Below are 18,573 nucleotides of genomic sequence, written 5' to 3'. Positions count from 1 at the left end.
CCGATGCATAACCGCGACTGCTGCGTATCCGCATGGCTGTGGCCCTGATCTGACCGGTGGACTGTTTCTCCGGATGGGGGATCGGTGAATGACTCGACCCTGTATGCAAGTGTCGCTAACATGATTTCACTTGATCTGACCGGCCCGGCCGAGACGGGAGTCGAATATGGCGTGGTTGTTCACGTTCATCTTCATTGCTGCATTTGCAGGCTTGTTTTATTACTTGCGTCGGCGACGTGAGGAGCTCCGAGAAGCGGAGGAGGCGCGTGCGCAGGCATTTCTGATGGAGATGCACGGGCGTCGCGGCGGTGACGTCATGATGGACAGCCCCGCAACCGGCTCGCCAGCGGTGTCATCGATAGTGGCAGCTCATGCCCGGGAGGCGGAGATCTCGCGGGTCCCGATGGGCTTCACCCCGGTGCCTGAGCGAGAGCCCGATGTGCGCCCCAGCGCGATTGGCCCGGTGTATCTGGAGCGTTCCCACCTCATTGTGTGGCGGTGGCTCAAGACGGCCTTGCCGGGGCATGAGATCTTTGCGCGCGGCTCCTTGCGCCGGGTGGTGGGCAAGGACCGCGCCCAGAAGGACATGCTGCTCGATTTCGTTATTTGCGATGCAGAGCTGCGTGTGGCCGGCGTTGTTGATCTGGAGCGGGCTCGGCAGGACCTTGCGGCAAACCGCCTCAAGCGCGAGATGCTCGATGAGGTCGGGGTCCGTTACGCGTGCTGGAACGCATCCCAATTGCCGGACAAGCAGTTCTTGCGCGAGTGGTTGATGGCGCAGCCGACGGTGAGCACTCAGGACGAAATCGAGCGCTGAAGCCGTTTTCGGGAGATGGCCAGATCGACAATGCTGCGCACCGTGCGATAGCCGCGCTGACTGGCCCTCGACTGTGCAGCAAGAAAGAGCTTGGCGATGGCATAGGCGTCACCCAGCGCCCGGTGCCGCTGGAAGGTTTCAACGCCCATCGCCTTCATCCAGTCGGCCAGACGTACCGGACGGTCGTGTTTGTCGTTGAAGAGGCTGGGCAGCAGCCAGTAGGCATCGATCCATTCGATGTCCGGCTCGAAACCGAGATGCATCTCGAATGCCGCCATCAATGCCGTCCGGTTGAATTCGGCGTTGAAAATGATCACCGGTGACTTTCCGATGAATTCGAGCATCTGCACCAGCGCCTCGGCGGGCGAATCGAAGCCGATTTCGAGGGCGTCACGGTGGGCGATGAGGCCCTTTTCGACGCCGATGCCGGCCACGGCGAGGAGGCGGTCCTTGCTCAGGTCCATGCCGGTGGCTTCGGTATTGACAATGCAATAGCGGGTGTCGCTGTGGGAGCTGTCGAGTGACGGTTCCTCAAGCGCGCGCCACTGTTCGACGCGCTCTCGCAGCGCCTCAGGCAGGTTGGCGGCCGGGTGGTCGCCGGAAAACATCTTGGTCAGCCAGTTCATTGGCAATGCTCTTTCGTGTGGGGCCGCGGCAGGCGCGGCCGTATTGTTATTGTCGGAAGAATCAGAGCTGGTAGTCCAGTTTGAGGCGCAACTGGAGCTTGCGTGCCTGTCGGAATGCCTCTTTCAGGATGCGTCGGTCCAGTTCGTTGAGTCGATCCGGATGGACCTTGTTGTCACCCGGGGCATCATGCTCGGTCTCCAGGTGCTGCGAGCGCAGGCGCAGCAGCTGAATGAAGTGGAAGCCTTCGATCATGGCATCGAGTTCGTCCGCGGGCATGCCGGACTTCTGGCCCGCCTGACGCAGGCGCTGCACCGTGCTGGATGATTCAACCTCTGAACGTAGCGCAAAGATGCGGGCCACATCCACAAAGAGACGCGCGCCGGATTTCTTCAGGTCGATCATGCCGTCGTCTTCAACCACGAAGTCGCGAATGCGTCCGAGCGGTGGCGCGACCTGAAGTGCGTTGTGCGCCATCATGCGCAGGAAAGCGCTGTTGCCCTTGGCGGCGTTGTTGAGCCAGCGGCGCAGCTCGTCGGCGATCTTTTCGTTGCCGTACAGCACGCGGAAGTCGAAGAAGATCGAGGCATTCAGGAGCGCCTGCGGATCAGGTTGGCGAATCCATGCGCCAAAGCGGCGCTCCCACTCCTCGCGCGTCAGGCACAGATCCGGGTTGCTGGCCATGATGTTTCCCTTGCACAGCGGGAATCCGCAGGCATCGAGAGCCTTGTTTACATCCTTGGCAAACGCCAGGAGTCGGGTCTTGGCCTCGTCCTTGTTGCTGTCTTTCGGGTCGTAGATGATGCCGTTGTCCTGATCGGTGGACAGGGTCTGTTCGTGCCGGCCTTCGGAGCCGAATGCGACCCACGAGAATGCGATGCCGGCCAGGTCGTGGCGATCCAGTTCGAGGATGATGATCCGGCGGGTGAGGGCGTCGTTCAGCGCGGAGATGAAGTGGGTGAGCTGTTCAGCGCCAATGCCCTGGGCGATCAGGTTGAGCGCGAGCTGACGGATGTCCTGGCTGGCCCGTTGCAGCGAATCGATATCCTCGGCACCTTCGATGCTTGCCCGGATCTGGCGCAGGCCAATGCGCTGCAGGGTGAACAGATCGCGCTCGGAGACGACGCCCTTGAGGCGGTCCATGCTATCGACGACCAGCAGATGCCGAACGGCGTGGGTGGCCATCTCGAGTGCCGCATCGTAGGCGGTAGCGGTGGCTGACAGCACGTGCGGCTTGCTGGTCATCACCTCGGAGATCGGGCGGCTCAGGTCGAACTCCGGCAGCACCACGCGGGGCAACAGATCGCTCTGGGTGAGAATGCCGACCGGCTTCAATGCCTCATCGGCAATCACCATGCAGCCGATGCGTTGTTCCGCCATGGTTTCGAGCGCTTTGCGCAAGGGCGTGTCGGGCGTGACGCATATCGGTTCGTGCTTGATCAGCGCGCCGAGGGGCGTCGTCATGGTCTGTTGTTCGGCCGCACGCTGCGAGAATGTCGTCTGCAGCTGCTGCCGGGACTGGTTGAGCAGGCTGGCGATGTACTGGGTGCAGAAGACGTGAAATTCAGGGCTGATGCGCATCAGCTCCATGAAGTCACGCGCGGGGAGCTGGTAGCAGAACGTGTCTTCCAGTGCGACGTAGTTGTTGGTGGAGGCACGCCCAGCGGAAATGGCGCCGATCGGAAAACATTCACCCGGGCTCAGTGTCATGGTGGCGTATTCGGTGACCGCCACGTTGCCCGCCTGGCTGGCCTGCACTTTGCCACGCTGGATGATGAAGAAGTGACGCGGCTGCCCCATCTCGGGCGACAGAATGGCGCTGCCCTTGGCGAAGTGACTGAGCAGGAGCCGTTCGCCGAGAAATTCGAGCGCTTCGGGCTGCATCTGGTCGAATGGCGAGTACCGCTTCAGAAAGTCGGTGCTGGCCCCGGCAAGTACCTGTGCTGCTGTCGTCATCGTTGCTCCCTCATCGTTATCCGCGAATTATAGGAGGGGTGTTCGCCCGCAGGCTGATCTCGCTCAAACTTCGGGTATGAAAAAGGCGCCTCGGGGGCGCCTTGTTGTATTCATGCCGTCGGAATGTGCTTCAGAGGACCTCTGCGGCATGGTCGGCGAGGCGGGAGCGCTCGCCACGCTGCAAGGTGATATGGCCGGAATGCGGCCAGCCCTTGAAACGATCGACCACGAACGTAAGACCCGAACTGCCCTCGGTGAGGTAGGGCGTGTCGATCTGCGCGATGTTGCCCAGACACACCACCTTGGTCCCGGGGCCGGCGCGGGTGATGAGCGTCTTCATCTGTTTGGGGGTCAGGTTCTGCGCCTCATCGATGATGAGGAACTTGTTGATGAAGGTGCGCCCGCGCATGAAGTTCAGGCTCTTGATCTTGATGCGCGAACGAATCAGGTCCCGCGTGGCGGCGCGGCCCCATTCGCCGCCTTCGTCAACGGTGCCGTTGAGCACGTCCAGGTTGTCTTCCAGCGCACCCATCCACGGCGTCATTTTCTCTTCTTCCGTTCCGGGCAGGAAGCCGATGTCCTCGCCGACCGGTACCGTCACCCGGGTCATGATGATTTCACTGTAGCGCTTGGTGTCGAGCACCTGGGTCAGTGCGGCAGCCAGTGTGAGCAGGGTCTTGCCGGTACCGGCCTGGCCGAGCAGGGAGACAAAATCGATCTCCGGATTCATGAGCAGGTTCAGGGCAAAGTTCTGTTCGCGGTTGCGAGCGGTGATGCCCCAGACATTGTTCTTCTGATGCGAATAGTCGGTCAGCGTTTCGAGCACGACCGACGGTCCGTCCTGCTCGACCACCCATGCGTCGAAGGCGCCATCCTGCTTGCTGTCGAACACGAACTCGTTGATCGTCAGTTCGCTGGCCAGCGGCCCCTTGAGGCGATAGTAGGTGCGTCCTTCTTCCTTCCAGGATTCCAGATCCGCGGCGTGGGCTTCCCAGAAGTCGGGTGGCAGCTCGCGCGCGCCGGCGTAGAGCAGATCGGTGTCTTCAAGGACCTTGTCGTTGAAGTAGTCCTGAGCCTCCAGACCGAGGGCACGCGCCTTGATGCGCATGTTGATGTCTTTCGAGACCAGGATGACCGGACGCTTCGGGAAGCGTTTGGCCAGGAAGGCGACCACGGCAAGGATATGGTTGTCGCCGCGACCGGTGGGCAGGCCGGGCGGCAGATGCAGATCGATGGCCTCGGTCTGCAGAAAGAGCTTGCCGGTGGCTTGTTCGCGCGACGGAATGGTGAGATCGATGCCCTCTTCGATGCCGTCGGGGCAGGCCTTGACGATCTCGTCCATCATGCGGCTGGCCTGACGCGCGTTGCGCGCCACTTCGGACATGCCCTTCTTGTTTCCGTCGAGTTCTTCGAGGGTCATGATCGGCACGAACAGGTCGTGCTCCTCGAAGCGGTACAGGCTGGTGGGGTCGTGCATCAGCACGTTGGTGTCGAGTACGAACAGCTTGTTCTTGTAGGCTTTGGTTCGCCGTTTGGTGACCATGCAGGCTCCGGAATCAGGGCTGGCGGGTGTGGCTGCAAGCGGGGCTTGCAACCCCAATGGTGTGACGGTTTGCTTACAGCGTCTTGACGAATTCGAGGACGGCGGCGGCGTGGCCATCCACCTTCACCTTGCGCCATTCCTGGCAGACGTTGCCGTCCTTGTCGATGACGAAGGTGCTGCGTTCGATGCCGCGCACCTGTTTGCCGTACATGTTCTTCATCTTGATGACATCGAAGGCGTAGCACAGCGCTTCGTCGGCGTCCGAGATGAGGTCGAACGGCGTTTCGAGCTTGGCTCTGAAGTTGTCGTGGGACTTGATGCTGTCGCGGGAGACACCAAAGACCTTGCAACCGAGCTTTTCGAACTCGGGATGGAGAGTGCCGAAATCGCGGGTTTCATTGGTGCATCCGGGGGTGCTGTCCTTCGGATAGAAGTACACCACGACCGGCTGGCCCTTCAGGTTGGCCAGGTTGATTTCCTGGTCGCCGGTGGCCGGCAAGCTGATGTCGGGGGCGGTGGTCGCGCTCATCGATTCTCCTGCGTGGAACGGGTGTGATCGCAGAGTAATCGACAACGCGACCGGAAGACAAACGGGCGCAGTGCCCGCCGCCCTCAGGCGGCGTCGAACATGAGGGCCACGGCCACGTTGCGGTTTTCGCCCACGAGAATGTTGTAGGTGCGGCAGGCCGCTGCTACGTCCATGATTTCCATGCCGATTCGGGCGTCGATCAGGGGGCGCAGAATGGCCGGGGAGGGGAAGCGCTGACGCGATCCGGTGCCGATGATGACGATATCGGTCTCCAGTGCGGCCAGTGGGGCGATGTCGTCGCTCGTCAGCCCGTCGAAACCGTTCGGCGCCCATCCCGTGCGGGTGCTGCGCGGCAGGACGATGACATTGCCTGTCATGGCCTCGCCGTTGATGAGTACATGGTCGTCACCGTAGCCGGTGATCACGTTCAGGTCGTCCAGCGTGTCTTCGTGAAGTTTCATGAATTCATTCAGTGCGGGCAGGGCCGCGAACAGGGGATGATTTAGATTACAATCTTTTGTTTTCCCGACCAAATTACCGTTGTTCGCAATGGGGCGAGCCGGAGGGGTCGGGGTGATCCAGTCAAAGGGGAATGAAATGAGCACGACGCCCAATCTCAAGGTGGCAGAATCGGTCGGAGGCGCAGCAGGCGCGGCCTGCACCGATGCGGCCGCCATGCGGGCGGTGCGCAAGTCCCACAAGCTGGCGGATGTCTGCTACGACATTCGCGGCCCGGTCCTCGAGCGCGCCAAGCAGCTCGAAGACGAAGGTCACCGGGTGACCAAACTCAACATCGGCAATCTGGCGCCCTTCGGCTTTGAAGCGCCCGAAGAGATCGTTGTCGACGTGATCAAGAATCTGCGTGGCGCCTCCGGCTATACCGATTCGAAGGGCCTGTTCTCTGCGCGCAAGGCGATCATGCATTACACCCAGCAGAAAAACATTGCCGGGGTGGGCATCGAGGACATCTACATCGGCAACGGCGTGTCCGAGCTGATCGTCATGTCCATGCAGGCCTTGCTGAACAATGGTGACGAAGTGCTGGTGCCGGCACCGGACTATCCGCTGTGGACCGCAGCCGTCAGCCTGGCGGGCGGCACACCCGTCCACTATGTGTGCGACGAGCAGGCGGACTGGATTCCGGATATCGCTGATATCAAGCGCAAGATCAGCAGCAACACGCGCGCCATCGTCATCATCAATCCGAACAATCCGACCGGCGCGTTGTATCCGGACGAATTCCTCAAGCAGATTCTCGAGGTGGCCCGCCAGCACCAGCTGATCGTGTTCGCCGACGAAATCTACGACAAGATGCTCTACGACGGTGCCACGCATACGTCCATCGCCTCCCTGGCCGATGACGTGCTGTGCGTGACCATGAACGGTCTGTCGAAAAACTATCGTGCCTGCGGCTACCGTGCCGGATGGATGGTGGTTTCCGGGGAAAAGCGCCATGCCCGTGACTACATCGAAGGCCTCGACATGCTGGCCTCGATGCGTCTGTGTTCGAATGTCCCCGGGCAGTCGGGTATCCAGACGGCGCTGGGCGGCTACCAGAGCATTACCGAGCTGGTGGCACCGGACGGCCGTCTGACGCGACAGCGTGACCTCGCCTTCGACCTGCTCACCCAGATTCCGGGGGTGAGCTGCGTGAAGCCCAAGGCAACGCTCTATCTGTTCCCCAAGCTCGATCAGACGATGTACCCGATCCAGAACGATCAGCAGTTCGTGCTCGAACTGCTCGAGGCGGAAAAGGTGCTGATCGTTCAGGGCACGGGTTTCAACTGGGCGCAGCCGGATCACTTCCGTCTGGTGTTCCTGCCGCACGAAGACGACCTGCGCGACGCTGTCGGGCGCATCGCACGCTTCCTCGACCATTACCGCAAGCGTCACGCGGGCGGCTGAAGCGGAAGCGGTTAGAATACGCGTCTCGATCTGTCGCCCGGTGATGCGCCGGGCGTCGATCGAGGCAATTTTGTCCCGGGCCGGACGCCCGGGGGTGACTACTCAAGAGACAAGAAACCACTGCAATGAAACCGATCAATGTTGGCCTGTTGGGCATCGGCACTGTTGGCGGCGGCACCTGGACCGTCCTTACCCGTAACGCAGCAGAAATTACCCGCCGTGCGGGGCGTCCGATTTCCATTACCACCGTGGCCGACCGTGATCTCGATCGGGCACGTGAGGTCACCAAAGGTCAGGCCAAGCTGGTCGATGACGCGTTTTCGGTGTGCAAGGACCCGGAGATCGACATTGTTGTCGAACTCATCGGGGGCTACACCGTCGCCAAGGACTTGGTGCTGACCGCGATCGAAAACGGCAAACACGTGGTGACCGCCAACAAGGCCCTGCTGGCCTTGCACGGCAACGAAATCTTTGCCGCAGCCCAGAAGAAGGGCGTCATGGTGGCGTTCGAGGCCGCCGTGGCCGGTGGTATCCCCATCATCAAGGCATTGCGTGAAGGCCTGACCGCCAACCGCATTGAGTGGCTCGCCGGCATCATCAATGGCACCACGAACTTCATTCTGTCCGAGATGCGCGACAAGGGTCTTCCCTTCGATGTGGTGCTCAAGGAAGCCCAGGCTCTGGGCTATGCCGAAGCCGACCCCACCTTCGATATCGAAGGTAACGACGCGGCGCACAAGGCCACCCTGATGGCCTCCATCGCCTTCGGCGTGCCGACCCAGTACGAGCGGGCCCACATCGAGGGCATTACCAAGCTCGACGCGCGCGACATCGCGTATGCGGAGGAACTGGGCTACCGCATCAAGTTGCTGGGCATTGCCAAGAAGCGCGACGATGGAATCGAACTGCGCGTTCACCCGACCCTGATCCCGGCCCGTCGCCTGCTGGCAAACGTGGAAGGCGCCATGAACGCCGTGCTGGTCAAGGGCGATGCCGTGGGGCCGACGCTCTATTACGGCCAGGGCGCCGGCGACGAGCCGACCGCCAGCGCGGTGATTGCCGATCTGGTTGATGTTACGCGCATGCACACTGCCGATCCCGAGCACCGGGTGCCGCATCTGGCTTTCCAGCCCGATCAGCTCGAAGATCTCAAGGTGCTGCCGATCGAACAGTGCCGTTGTGGTTTCTACATGCGCATGCGCGTTGAGGACAAGCCGGGCGTGCTGGCCGACATCACGCGTATCCTAGCGGACAACGAAATCTCCATCGATGCGCTGATCCAGAAAGAGCCGGCCGAGGGTGAATCGCAGACCGATGTGATCCTGCTCACCCACGTCACCGTGGAAGGCAATGCCAACCAGGCCATCGCGCAGATCGAAGCGCTGCCGGTGGTGGCCGGTGAAGTCACCCGCCTGCGAATGGAACAGCTCGACCGCTGATTTGATGAACCCCGGATCGGCAGCGCTTCGCTGCCGATCTGCATTTTGACTGTCATATATGCGTTATCTCTCGACCCGTGGGCAGGCGCCCACCCAACAGTTCTGCGACATTCTGCTCGGTGGTCTGGCGCCCGATGGCGGCCTGTACCTGCCCGAGTCCTATCCGGAAATCTCGGATGCGGAACTGACGGCATGGCGCGATCTGTCGTATGCCGAACTGGCCTTCGAAATTCTGTCCCGTTTCATCGACGACATTCCGGCCGACGATCTGCGCGCCATCTGCGACAAAACCTATACGGCAGAGGTGTATTGCAATACCCGCGAGGGGAGCGACGCGAGCAGGATCACCCCGGTGACGTGGCTTGAAGCGGGCGAAGGCGAGAACCATCGCGGTGGCCTCGGTTTGCTCGAACTGTCCAATGGGCCGACGCTGGCCTTCAAGGACATGGCCATGCAATTGCTGGGCAACCTGTTCGAGTACGTGCTCGACAAGCGCGGCCAGGAGATCAACATTCTGGGCGCGACGTCTGGGGACACCGGCTCGGCGGCTGAATACGCCATGCGTGGCAAGCACGGTGTGCGTGTCTTCATGCTCTCGCCCAATGGCCGGATGAGTGCCTTCCAGCGTGCGCAGATGTATTCCCTGCAGGACGAGAACATCTTGAACATCGCCATCGAAGGCATGTTCGATGATGCGCAGGACATCGTGAAGGCCGTGTCCAACGATCACGCCTTCAAGAAGCAATACAAGATCGGTGCTGTCAATTCGATCAACTGGGCCCGAGTGGTCGCCCAGGTGGTGTACTACTTTGCCGGCTATTTTGGCGCCACCACGAGCAACGATCAGCAGGTCGATATGGCCGTGCCGTCGGGCAATTTCGGCAACATCTGTGCTGGTCATATTGCCCGCACCATGGGTTTGCCGATTCGCAAGCTGGTGTGTGCCACCAACGAAAACGATGTGCTGGACGAATTCTTCCGGACTGGCGTTTACCGCCCGCGTACCTCGGCCGAAACCCATGTGACGTCCAGCCCGTCGATGGATATCTCCAAGGCGTCGAACTTCGAGCGCTTTGTCTTCGACCTGGTCGGCCGTGATGGTGACAGGGTTCGCGCACTGTGGCAGCAAGTGGAATCCGGTGGCAGTTTCGATCTGAACGAAACGCCGTTCGGCGCCAAGGTGGCTGATTTCGGCTTCGAGTCCGGTAGCAGCAACCACGCGAACCGTCTCGAGACGATTCGAGCCACTCGCGATGCCTACGGTATCGTGGTCGACACTCATACGGCGGACGGCCTCAAGGTGGGGCGAGAGCACCGTGACGATCAGGCGCCGATGCTGGTCCTCGAAACCGCGCAGGCGGCCAAGTTCGAAGAGACGATTCTCGAAGCGCTTGGCGCACCACCGCCGCGACCCGATGGCTTCGATCACCTCGAAGCCCTGCCTCAACGAGTGGAAGTCATGCCGGTGGATGTGAATGCCGTGAAGGATTTCATCCGCAAGCATGCGAATGATTGAGGCGATGTCCTGAGTGATTGTCCCAACAGAAACGGCACCCGAGGGTGCCGTTTCTGTTGGGACTGGCCTTGCCTAAAGGTAGAGCACCGCGGGGAAGACGGTGATCGCCACCAGGTACAGCAGCCATTCGAGGTTGCGTCGCGCCAACGTTCCCGTGAAATGGAGAACCAGCACGGTAATTGCGAAAACGTAATACAGCGCAAAAAGCATGGTTGATCCGTTGTGGTGCTTCAGTCTTCGACGTGTCTCAGTGACAGGTCGATGGCCCGGATGTCTTTGGTCAGCCCGCCGATGGAAATGCGATCAACCCCGGTCTCGGCGATCGAACGGACGCGGTCGAGATTGACGCCGCCCGACGCTTCCAGTTCGGCACGCCCCTGGTTGATGTCGACCGCCTCGCGCATTTCGTCGAGAGACATGTTGTCGAGCAGAATCATTCGCGCGCCCGCGTCGAGCGCCACGCGCAACTGGTCGAGCGTTTCCACCTCGATCTCGATAAAGACATTGGACGGGGCAATGCGCTGTGCTTCTGCCATGACCTGAGCGACGCCCCCGGCGGAAATGATGTGGTTTTCCTTGATGAGGATGCCGTCATACAGCCCAACCCGGTGATTCGTGCCACCACCGACGGCAACCGCGTATTTCTGCGCCAGGCGCAGACCCGGCAATGTCTTGCGCGTGTCGACAATCTTGGCGTTGGTGCCAGCCACTGCGTCCACATAGCGGCTGGTCAGGGTCGCCGTGCCGGAGAGCAGCTGCAGGAAGTTCAGCGCAGTGCGCTCGGCTGTGAGCAAGGCACGCGCGCCGGTGACCACGTCACACAGGCTCTGCCCGGCACTCACATGCTCGCCATCGCGAACGTGCCAGAGGATGGTTGCGGTGGGGTCGAGCGTGGCGAATGCCGCATCGAACCAGGCCGTGCCGCACAGAACTGCGTCTTCACGCGTGATGACGCGGCCGCGGGCCTCGGTGCTGTCGGGAATGAGTCGCGCGGTCAGATCGCCTGTTCCGATATCTTCCGCAAGTGCGGCGGCAACGGTGCGTTGAATTTCGACTCGAAGTTGCTCGATGGATTCCATTCGGTTTCTATGTGCCTGTGATTGCCGAGGCATTCTATCATTGGGGGCGCCCTATGATGAGCGGTTTCTTGGGCTCGGGCGCGCTCAAGCACGGGGCTCGGCCCCCGTTACATAAACAGGTTGCAGGCAATAACGAGGGGAGGTGAGGCGATGGGTGGGGTGACGACAGTCTTTTCAGTCGGGCTGGGGGTGATTCTAGTGGTCATTCTCGTCGCCGCGACGGTGTTTCTCTTTCTCAGAGACATTACCCAGAAGCAGCACGCCATCTTGCGCAACTTCCCGGTGGTGGGGCATCTGCGCTATTTTTTCGAGGAACTGGGGGAGTATTTCCGACAATATTTCTTCCTGGGCGATCGCGAGGAAATGCCCTTCAACCGGTCGACACGAGGCTGGGTATATCGCCTGGCCAAAGACGAGGGCGGCACCGTGGGTTTCGGTTCGACCTACGACATGCATGAGGCGGGGGCAATCGTTTTTGTGAATTCGCCCTTCCCGGTGCTCCACGAAGATCAACTTCCAACGCCAGCCCTGTGTATCGGCGAGCGCTATTGCGACAATCCGTTCATGGCGGGCTCGATCATGAACATCAGCGGAATGAGCTACGGCGCGCTGTCGGCGCCGGCGGTACAGGCGCTCTCCAAAGGCGCGAAGATTGCGGGTTGCTGGCTCAACACGGGCGAGGGTGGCGTGAGTCCATACCACCTTGAGGGCGAATGTGACCTGATCGCGCAGATTGGAACGGCCAAGTATGGCGTGCGGGACGAAGATGGTCGCCTATCAGAGACGCGTCTCAAGGAAATCGCGGCCTATGAGTCCGTCAGGGCGTTCGAACTCAAGTTGTCCCAGGGGGCGAAGCCCGGCAAGGGCGGCATGTTGCCGGCACAGAAGGTGTCGGAGGAAATCGCGCGCATTCGCGGGATCAAGGTCGGGGTCGCGTCGATCAGCCCGAATCGCCATCCAGAGATCCGCAATGTGCACGAGCTGATCGATTACGTCGCCATGCTGCGAGAGCATACGGGCAAGCCGGTCGGGATCAAGACCGCGATCGGTGGCTGGTATTTCATGAGCGAGCTGTGCGAAGCGATTGCGGTTCGAGGCAAGGAGTTTGCGCCCGACTTTCTCACCGTTGATGGCGGAGAGGGGGGCTCAGGAGCGGCGCCCCAGGCCTTGGCTGATCACATGGCCCTGTCGATTGAGGAGGCCCTCCCACGGGTGGTGGACTCCTTGATTGAATACGGACTGCGAGACCGGGTTCGGGTCATCGCCAGTGGCAAACTCGTGACCTCGGCGCGCGTGGCCTGGGCGATGGCGGCAGGCGCCGACTTCGTGCACAGTGCCCGCGGTTTCATGTTTTCGCTTGGCTGCATCCAGGCGATGCGGTGTCACACCAACAGCTGCCCGACCGGCATCACCACGCATAATCCGAAGCTGCATCGAGGCCTTGTGGTTGAAGACAAGTGTCTGCGTGTGGCCAACTACTGTCGCAACATCGGAAAAGAGGTGGACATGATTGCCCACTCCTGCGGGCTCACCCACGCTCGTGAGCTGCGTCGCGAGCATGTGCGCATCGCCCAGGGAGACGGCCGGACGGTTGCCTTGAATGTCCGTTTTCCTTACCCGGAGCATCGAGAGCCCGGTGCCGTCCCCTTTCGTTGATGCTCAGTTGAGCATGCGGAACTCGATACGTCGATTGCGGGCACGTCCTTCGGCCGTATCGTTGGTGGTAATCGGCTTGTCGGGGCCTGCGCCCAGCGCCATGATGCGCCCGCCGTCGATCCCCTTGCTCATGAGGTAGTCGCGTACGGCGTTGGCGCGCGAGAGACTCAAGGCAATGTTGGCCATTCGGCTGCCGCTGTCGTCAGTGTGCCCAACCACCTGGATCTCGGCACCGTCGAAACGGGCGATGGCCTGAGCCATTTCGTCGAGCACGGCGATACCGCTGTCGGTCAGCTGAGCCGATCCGCTCTGGAATTCGATAATGCGATCAGCCAGCGTCGCATCGATCACCTCCTGCGCCTGTTCGACAACAACAAGCTCGTTGTCCACGACGTAGGTCGGATTGAGCGCGGTCGCCACCCGACTGGCAATGCCTTGCCGCTGGGCTTCGTTGCCCACTTGACCACTCAACTGCACCTGGGTGCCATCGATGTGCAGCTGCCCTTGCCTGATTCCCTTGAGATCGTCCGTGATCATGGCCGTGACGTGCTTTTTCCAGTTGGGCGGGGGCACGACGCCGCCGACCTCGATGGCATCAATCACGCCCTTGGGCCCATAGATGTCGCGCAAGCGGGCGAGAATTTCGGCACGGGTCGCTTCATCCGGCACCGTACCGCTGACCTTGACCGGCTCGCGAAGCGGCTCGGCTGCGACCGGTTGCCAAGGCGTCGCGAGGGCAATCAGCGCACAGAGGAAGATGAGGCGTTGGGCAGCATCGATACGCGACATGCTCAGACTCCGAGAAAGACTTCGTTGAACGATTTGATGGCCGAGGCCAAGGCCGTATCAGGGCGAGCGAGATAGCTCGACAGCTTGGCCACGCCATAGTTGTGCTGCATGTCGGGATGGGTCTCGACCCATTCGGGGTCATCCAGCTCGATGTTTGTCTCGCTGCCGGCGCGAGGCGACAGTAGGCTGACCAGCGGCTGGGGGGTGGCGCCGTTGAAACCGATGACCATTCGGTGCTGATGCGCCCGAGCGCCGATGAGCAGCTGCACCTCGGTCTGACTGCGCGCGAGAAAGCCGGCGACGAGACTCATCCACAAGGCTGCCGTCAGATCCCGGTACATGGGGTCGCTGGGCAACGGAAGGCTCAGGCCTTTTTCGATCGTGATGCGCGCGCTGCCAAGCAGCGGGTTCAGTAGCAAACCCAGCGCGAGAAAGATGCGTCGCACATCGGCCGCGCCGGTGTCGTTTGCCAGCAGTGTCTCGAGCCGGCCGAGCGTGTGGGTGCGCAAGAATACACCGAGTGGATCGCCCTGGGCCGCAGCGGCGATCTCCTGATGGCAGTCAAGCTGCTGCAGGGCCTTGAGATGAACCGAGGCTTCATCCGCGGTGCAGCTTTGTTCCGTGACCCGCTTGAAGCGCCCCCATAGTTGGGAAAAGTAGGCGGGCGCATGGGAAAAGAGCGCGCCCTCGTCGGCGTCGATGGCGGTGGCTGTCAAGAACGGGAAGCGCCGTTGCGACGCATCGTGACTCGGGCGCAGGTGACCGACCACCGAGACTTTGCTGCGCGGTCCCACAAAGGCGAAATGCACCGGCGTTGCCGCGTCGTAGGCGCTCTTCCAGTGCGGATCGTCGGCCATGCGCTCCATCGTGCTCGAGAGCCAGCGATCAAGCATGCTGAGCAGTTGATTCTGGCCGCTCCCCTTGATGAAATCGCCTCGGGTCGGGACTTTGCCGAAGTAGGTGGCCTGGGCATGAGGCGCCTGCATCAGTTTGCCTCCGCTGTTGCTGCCGCAACGGACGGTGTGGCGACAGGCGAGCTCCCCACGACGGCGCGTGGCAGCTGCTGCGTTGCCACGCCTTGATCGCCTTTCTGTTCGGCCTGTTTGCCCGGGCTGCTGATAATGCGGAGATTGACCTTGACGGTCACGCCTTCGCGGCTCCACGCCAGCTGGAAGGTGCCGTCTTCACGGCGCTGGCGGGTTGCCGAATTGATGAGTTTTTCAAGCCCGAAGCGCCCCGGGAAATTGATGATCTCGACGCTCTGCCCATCGAAGGTGGTCGCAACGATACGAGCCCCCGGTGTGCCCTGTGCGTTTGGCCAGACAAAGTTGGCCCATTGTGCGGCGGTGTTCCGGTAGCGCAATTGCTGGCCGTCGATCTCGACCACGTACTCGGTGGTGTTGGCAGCCGGATGTGGCATAAGCTGGAAGATGGTCTGCGCACTGCCGCTGGCTGCGCCGCCGTCGATGGGGGCGACCCATTGCCCGACGCCGCGCAGGAAATCCGGCCGGATGGCGATGCCCAGATCACCCCAGGTGCGGGCAACGATGGTATTGCCTCGGCGTACGACAAGAGGCCCCATGGCACCTTCGATGTACTTGGAGATTGCGCCTTCGGGGCCGAATACCTGTGCAATCTCGGTGGGTGTGGCCTCGATGCTCGATTCGGCGTCAAAGGGGTATTTGATCGAGAGTTTGCGTTGGAACGGATCGAACACCTGCGCCAGCCAGGTCTTGTTGAGCTCGCGCTCTGCCGGGCGGATCATGGCGGCGTATGTTTGAAGTAGCGGGCGAACGAGCAGGGGACGGAGCACCTTGCGTTGTTCGTCTGGCGTGTTGGCGAGCATCTGTTCGTCGACGAATCTGAGGGTGTCGGCCAGTTCGGAGCCGTTGCCCTCGATGGTCTGGCGCATCAACAGGATGGCCCCGGGGCCCGGGTCCCCTTGCAGCTTCAGTTGATTGAGTCTCGACCTGACCTTGCCCAGTTGCTTGAGATAGGTGCTCTCCATCGAATCCGAACCGTCACGCTCGGCGGTGATGGTGGCGATGCCGGAGAACGCTTCACCGATGGGGCCCATCGCCACGCCGGCCTTGTCACTGTTGACGTTCAGATCCACCTGGACGCGACTGGGCTGCATGCGCAGGATCGAGCGCTTGAACCACTCGATGAATCCGGTCTGCGCACGCTCGAGGCCCTTGTTGACGGCCGACGGGTTATCCCAGACGGTCTGCGTGTGGATCGTCTTGATCAAGCGGTCGACGGGCGAGACCTGGGGGTCGCCGATGCGATTCATGGCGTTGGCGGCATCGTCGAAGTCGGCAAAATGGGCAACATTGACCCCAGCGACGAAGGCACGCCACTGGCTCGCGTATTCTTCCTTGTACATGCGTGTGAGGGACTTCTGGATCTGCTCCGGGCTCCCCTGGAGGGTCAGGTCGTCCTGGACCGATGTCTTGAGCACCCAGTCGCTGCTTTGTAGTTCGTTGGTCGCGGCCTCCTTGATGGCTTCGCGCACGTAGGACTTCCATGCCTCTTCGGTGAACGCGCCCGAGATGGCATGCGCTCCGGTCACGAGTTTGGCGTCCTTTTCGTCCACCAGACTCGCGACGGTGACCGGCGGGAACCGGGTGGAGGCCCGAGCCTTGATGTCGGCGTAGACTCGTTCGACCGCAGGCATGCCCTGGACCACACGGCGCAGGTTCTCGCGGGTGGCGTCGACAAGCGCCAGCTGGGTGTCGATCGTCGGCCACGCGGGATCGTTGGCATGTGCCAGGTGGAACGAGAGGATGCGCTCGGCGCTGCGGATCATCCGTTCGCGAGGCAGGGTGCCGCGATTGGCCTCCAGCCAGCTGCGCCAGAATCGGGTGATCTGATCGGAGAGATGACCTGCCTCCACATGATCGCGGTTGGAAAGCATCAGATAGGTCTTGAGGGCGTTGTATCCGTCTTCGACCTTGGTGGCCGAGGCCTTGGAATATGTGCCGGACGGTGCAGCAACGTCTCGGGCGTCCGCCGGTTGCATTGGTTTGAGTTCGTCCGCGTGCTGGTTGACCTCGGCAAGGAAGGCCTCGATGTTTTCCTTGACCGGCTTGAGCATGATGTTGCGAACGCCGGCGTAATATTCCGCGAGCAACTTCTGTTTCAGCTCCTTGCCCTGGTAAAGGCCGAGGCTGAGTTCCAGCGGGCGATTCTGTTCGAATTGTTCGAGCTGCGCGATCCGGTCCTGGAGGATGTCGAGTGCTTCAAGACGTGAGGCAAGATCGATCCGGTCGGCCTGAACGCTGACCGCCTGGTCCAGATCGGCACGGATGTTATCCATGAGTGACTGGTTGTTGAGGAAAGACCAGGTCCAGCCCGCAAGTGCAAACCCGAGCAAGAGCACGGACAGGGCGAAGCCGGCGTAGCGCATCTGGGTCTTGCGTCGCGAGGTGTATTGGCGGACCAGATTGCGATCAGCAAAGATGACCCGGGAGAACAGGTCTTTCAGGAAGAATCCGTTGGACGATGCGATGCGCGTCGGTGCCGGGCCATCTCCGGTCAGGCCGAATCGATCTTCAACACGCTGGGTTGATGCGCTCCTGGCTTCGCCCTCCTGGACTGCGGAGGTGAAATAGAAGCCGCGGAAAACGGGTTTGTACTGGAAGGGGTTTTCTTCGAAAAGGGTGGCCATGAAACCGCGCAAGGCCGGCTTGATGGCGGCGAACTCCAGCGGGAAGGCAAGCAGACCCGGCGGCATGGCGCCGCCACGAGACAACGCCATCTGAGCCACACTCATCTCGCGCAGACCTTCGTAGAGTTCGTCGAAGTGCGAGTCGAACTGCGCGATCACGTCGATGGGGTGTTCCACCTGATAGGGCAGTGTTGCGCCCCAGACACGGTCGCGTTCGTTCCAGTCCACGTCCTGGAAGAAATCATTGAAGCCCGTGATCAGGTCCGCCTTGGTGAACATGACATAGACCGGCGCAAACACTTCAAGCCGCTCCGTGAGCTCCTGAACCCGCTGACGCAGGTTTTTGGCCAGCTCGATGGCAAATTCAGGGGGGTTGCCCACCAGTTCGGCAATGCTGACAGTGACAATCACGCCATTGATCGGGGCCCGGTTCCGGTGCCGCTTGAGCAGATCGAGAAAGCCGAGCCATTCGCTGCGGTCTTCTTCATGAACTGCATAGCGTCCGGCGGTGTCGAGCAGAATGCCCTCGGAGGTGAAAAACCAGTCACAGTTCCGGGTGCCCCCGATGCCATGGATGATATTGCTGCGACCATCGGCGAACGGGAACTTGAGGCCTGAATTGACCACGGCCGAGCTCTTGCCTGCCGCCGGATTGCCGATCACGATGTACCAGGGCAACTCGTAAAGCGCCGCATTGCCCGAGAGCTGGCCGAGCTTCGAGGATTTGATAGTCTTGACCGCTTCCTGCATGCGTGAGCGCAGTGCGGCGATTTCGGCTTTGGCGTCTTCGTCACCGGCCTCGGAGGCCGCACGAACAGCCTGATCTTCCAGCACCTGATCAAGGGCGGCGGCGGCCTTACGGGCCTTGCGTCGGCGCCAGACCCATACGCAAAGCCAGATGAACAGGATGACGCCGGTGGCGATCGCAGCCCACGTGAGCGCCAGCTGGAGTGTGCTGGCGCCGAGGAAGAAGAACCCGATCAGGGCGGCGAGGCCGAGAAAGGTCAGTGTTCGGGTGTCGAGAAAGAATGATCGCAAACGGGACATGGG

General features: G+C 61.3%; 15 protein-coding genes. 5 read left to right on the top strand and 10 right to left on the bottom strand.

Features of this window, described 5'->3' with window-relative positions; genetic code table 11:
- Window positions 1-166 precede the first annotated feature (166 nt).
- Window positions 167-817, top strand: a complete 651-nt coding sequence (locus J0W34_RS12045; protein ID WP_230968954.1) for a hypothetical protein — start codon at window positions 167-169, stop codon at window positions 815-817.
- On the opposite strand, the gene J0W34_RS12040 is transcribed toward J0W34_RS12045, so the two are convergent.
- The 5 genes from J0W34_RS12040 to J0W34_RS12020 all read right to left on the bottom strand — a co-directional run bounded on the left by J0W34_RS12040 (window position 796) and on the right by J0W34_RS12020 (window position 5,930).
- Window positions 796-1,443 carry a 3'-5' exonuclease gene (locus tag J0W34_RS12040; RefSeq protein ID WP_230968953.1) on the bottom strand — a complete coding sequence of 216 codons (648 nt, stop codon included), beginning with the start codon at window positions 1,441-1,443 and terminating at the stop codon, window positions 796-798. The two genes, J0W34_RS12045 and J0W34_RS12040, sit on opposite strands and share 22 nt — an antisense overlap.
- Window positions 1,444-1,504: 61 nt before the next feature.
- Entirely contained in the window at window positions 1,505-3,397 is a 1,893-nt protein-coding gene (locus tag J0W34_RS12035; protein ID WP_230968952.1) for a DUF294 nucleotidyltransferase-like domain-containing protein, read from the bottom strand.
- Between the two features lie 130 nt (window positions 3,398-3,527).
- Entirely contained in the window at window positions 3,528-4,940 is a 1,413-nt protein-coding gene (locus tag J0W34_RS12030) for a PhoH family protein (protein ID WP_227814292.1), read from the bottom strand.
- 73 nt (window positions 4,941-5,013) lie between these two features.
- Complete coding sequence (locus J0W34_RS12025; RefSeq protein ID WP_230968951.1) at window positions 5,014-5,469, bottom strand: peroxiredoxin; 456 nt, start codon at window positions 5,467-5,469, stop codon at window positions 5,014-5,016.
- Window positions 5,470-5,552: 83 nt separating this feature from the next.
- Window positions 5,553-5,930, bottom strand: a complete 378-nt coding sequence (locus J0W34_RS12020; RefSeq protein ID WP_227814294.1) for an Mth938-like domain-containing protein — start codon at window positions 5,928-5,930, stop codon at window positions 5,553-5,555.
- A gap of 136 nt (window positions 5,931-6,066) precedes the next feature.
- Between J0W34_RS12020 and J0W34_RS12015 the strand changes: the two genes are divergently transcribed.
- The 3 genes from J0W34_RS12015 to thrC all read left to right on the top strand — a co-directional run bounded on the left by J0W34_RS12015 (window position 6,067) and on the right by thrC (window position 10,329).
- Window positions 6,067-7,374, top strand: coding sequence for a pyridoxal phosphate-dependent aminotransferase (locus tag J0W34_RS12015; RefSeq protein ID WP_407941095.1), 1,308 nt, complete (start codon window positions 6,067-6,069; stop codon window positions 7,372-7,374).
- A 125-nt stretch (window positions 7,375-7,499) separates the two neighbouring features.
- Entirely contained in the window at window positions 7,500-8,813 is a 1,314-nt protein-coding gene (locus J0W34_RS12010; RefSeq protein WP_230968950.1) for a homoserine dehydrogenase, read from the top strand.
- A gap of 58 nt (window positions 8,814-8,871) precedes the next feature.
- A complete protein-coding gene (gene thrC / locus J0W34_RS12005; RefSeq protein ID WP_230968949.1) occupies window positions 8,872-10,329 on the top strand; it encodes a threonine synthase in 1,458 nt (485 codons plus the stop codon).
- Window positions 10,330-10,401: 72 nt separating this feature from the next.
- On the opposite strand, the gene J0W34_RS12000 is transcribed toward thrC, so the two are convergent.
- Entirely contained in the window at window positions 10,402-10,539 is a 138-nt protein-coding gene (locus tag J0W34_RS12000; RefSeq protein WP_230968948.1) for a hypothetical protein, read from the bottom strand.
- A 20-nt stretch (window positions 10,540-10,559) separates the two neighbouring features.
- A complete protein-coding gene (gene nadC / locus J0W34_RS11995; protein WP_227814297.1) occupies window positions 10,560-11,408 on the bottom strand; it encodes a carboxylating nicotinate-nucleotide diphosphorylase in 849 nt (282 codons plus the stop codon).
- Between the two features lie 150 nt (window positions 11,409-11,558).
- On the opposite strand from nadC, the gene J0W34_RS11990 reads away from it, so the two are divergent.
- Complete coding sequence (locus tag J0W34_RS11990) at window positions 11,559-13,064, top strand: FMN-binding glutamate synthase family protein (protein ID WP_407941094.1); 1,506 nt, start codon at window positions 11,559-11,561, stop codon at window positions 13,062-13,064.
- Between the two features lie 3 nt (window positions 13,065-13,067).
- On the opposite strand, the gene J0W34_RS11985 is transcribed toward J0W34_RS11990, so the two are convergent.
- From J0W34_RS11985 to tssM, 3 genes are read right to left on the bottom strand one after another with little or no spacing between them, the layout of a single operon-like run.
- Complete coding sequence (locus tag J0W34_RS11985) at window positions 13,068-13,853, bottom strand: OmpA family protein (RefSeq protein ID WP_230968947.1); 786 nt, start codon at window positions 13,851-13,853, stop codon at window positions 13,068-13,070.
- A gap of 2 nt (window positions 13,854-13,855) precedes the next feature.
- Window positions 13,856-14,839: a type VI secretion system-associated protein TagF gene (gene tagF / locus J0W34_RS11980; protein WP_230968946.1), complete on the bottom strand. Its 984-nt coding sequence runs from the start codon at window positions 14,837-14,839 to the stop codon at window positions 13,856-13,858.
- The gene (gene tssM, locus J0W34_RS11975) at window positions 14,839-18,570 is read right to left on the bottom strand and encodes a type VI secretion system membrane subunit TssM (RefSeq protein WP_230968945.1); all 3,732 of its coding nucleotides are present in this window, start codon (window positions 18,568-18,570) and stop codon (window positions 14,839-14,841) included. The genes tagF and tssM overlap by 1 nt, the downstream gene beginning before the upstream one ends.
- Between the last annotated feature and the right edge of the window lie 3 nt (window positions 18,571-18,573).

The sequence above is a fragment of the Nitrogeniibacter aestuarii genome (assembly GCF_017309585.1).
Taxonomy (GTDB): Bacteria; Pseudomonadota; Gammaproteobacteria; order Burkholderiales; family Rhodocyclaceae; genus Nitrogeniibacter; species Nitrogeniibacter aestuarii.
This window is presented reverse-complemented; position numbering and strand designations above follow the sequence as displayed.

What these genes read in the sequence shown, in the direction of transcription:
- J0W34_RS11985 (WP_230968947.1), bottom strand. Translation starts at nt 13,853, where the DNA reads ATGTCGCGTATCGATGCTGCCCAACGCCTCATCTTCCTCTGTGCGCTG.
- J0W34_RS12025 (WP_230968951.1), bottom strand. Translation starts at nt 5,469, where the DNA reads ATGAGCGCGACCACCGCCCCCGACATCAGCTTGCCGGCCACCGGCGAC.
- J0W34_RS12040 (WP_230968953.1), bottom strand. Translation starts at nt 1,443, where the DNA reads ATGAACTGGCTGACCAAGATGTTTTCCGGCGACCACCCGGCCGCCAAC.
- nadC (WP_227814297.1), bottom strand. Translation starts at nt 11,408, where the DNA reads ATGGAATCCATCGAGCAACTTCGAGTCGAAATTCAACGCACCGTTGCC.
- J0W34_RS12045 (WP_230968954.1), top strand. Translation starts at nt 167, where the DNA reads ATGGCGTGGTTGTTCACGTTCATCTTCATTGCTGCATTTGCAGGCTTG.
- J0W34_RS11990 (WP_407941094.1), top strand. Translation starts at nt 11,559, where the DNA reads ATGGGTGGGGTGACGACAGTCTTTTCAGTCGGGCTGGGGGTGATTCTA.
- tssM (WP_230968945.1), bottom strand. Translation starts at nt 18,570, where the DNA reads ATGTCCCGTTTGCGATCATTCTTTCTCGACACCCGAACACTGACCTTT.
- thrC (WP_230968949.1), top strand. Translation starts at nt 8,872, where the DNA reads ATGCGTTATCTCTCGACCCGTGGGCAGGCGCCCACCCAACAGTTCTGC.
- J0W34_RS12000 (WP_230968948.1), bottom strand. Translation starts at nt 10,539, where the DNA reads ATGCTTTTTGCGCTGTATTACGTTTTCGCAATTACCGTGCTGGTTCTC.
- J0W34_RS12015 (WP_407941095.1), top strand. Translation starts at nt 6,067, where the DNA reads ATGAGCACGACGCCCAATCTCAAGGTGGCAGAATCGGTCGGAGGCGCA.
- J0W34_RS12035 (WP_230968952.1), bottom strand. Translation starts at nt 3,397, where the DNA reads ATGACGACAGCAGCACAGGTACTTGCCGGGGCCAGCACCGACTTTCTG.
- J0W34_RS12010 (WP_230968950.1), top strand. Translation starts at nt 7,500, where the DNA reads ATGAAACCGATCAATGTTGGCCTGTTGGGCATCGGCACTGTTGGCGGC.
- J0W34_RS12030 (WP_227814292.1), bottom strand. Translation starts at nt 4,940, where the DNA reads ATGGTCACCAAACGGCGAACCAAAGCCTACAAGAACAAGCTGTTCGTA.
- tagF (WP_230968946.1), bottom strand. Translation starts at nt 14,839, where the DNA reads ATGCAGGCGCCTCATGCCCAGGCCACCTACTTCGGCAAAGTCCCGACC.
- J0W34_RS12020 (WP_227814294.1), bottom strand. Translation starts at nt 5,930, where the DNA reads ATGAAACTTCACGAAGACACGCTGGACGACCTGAACGTGATCACCGGC.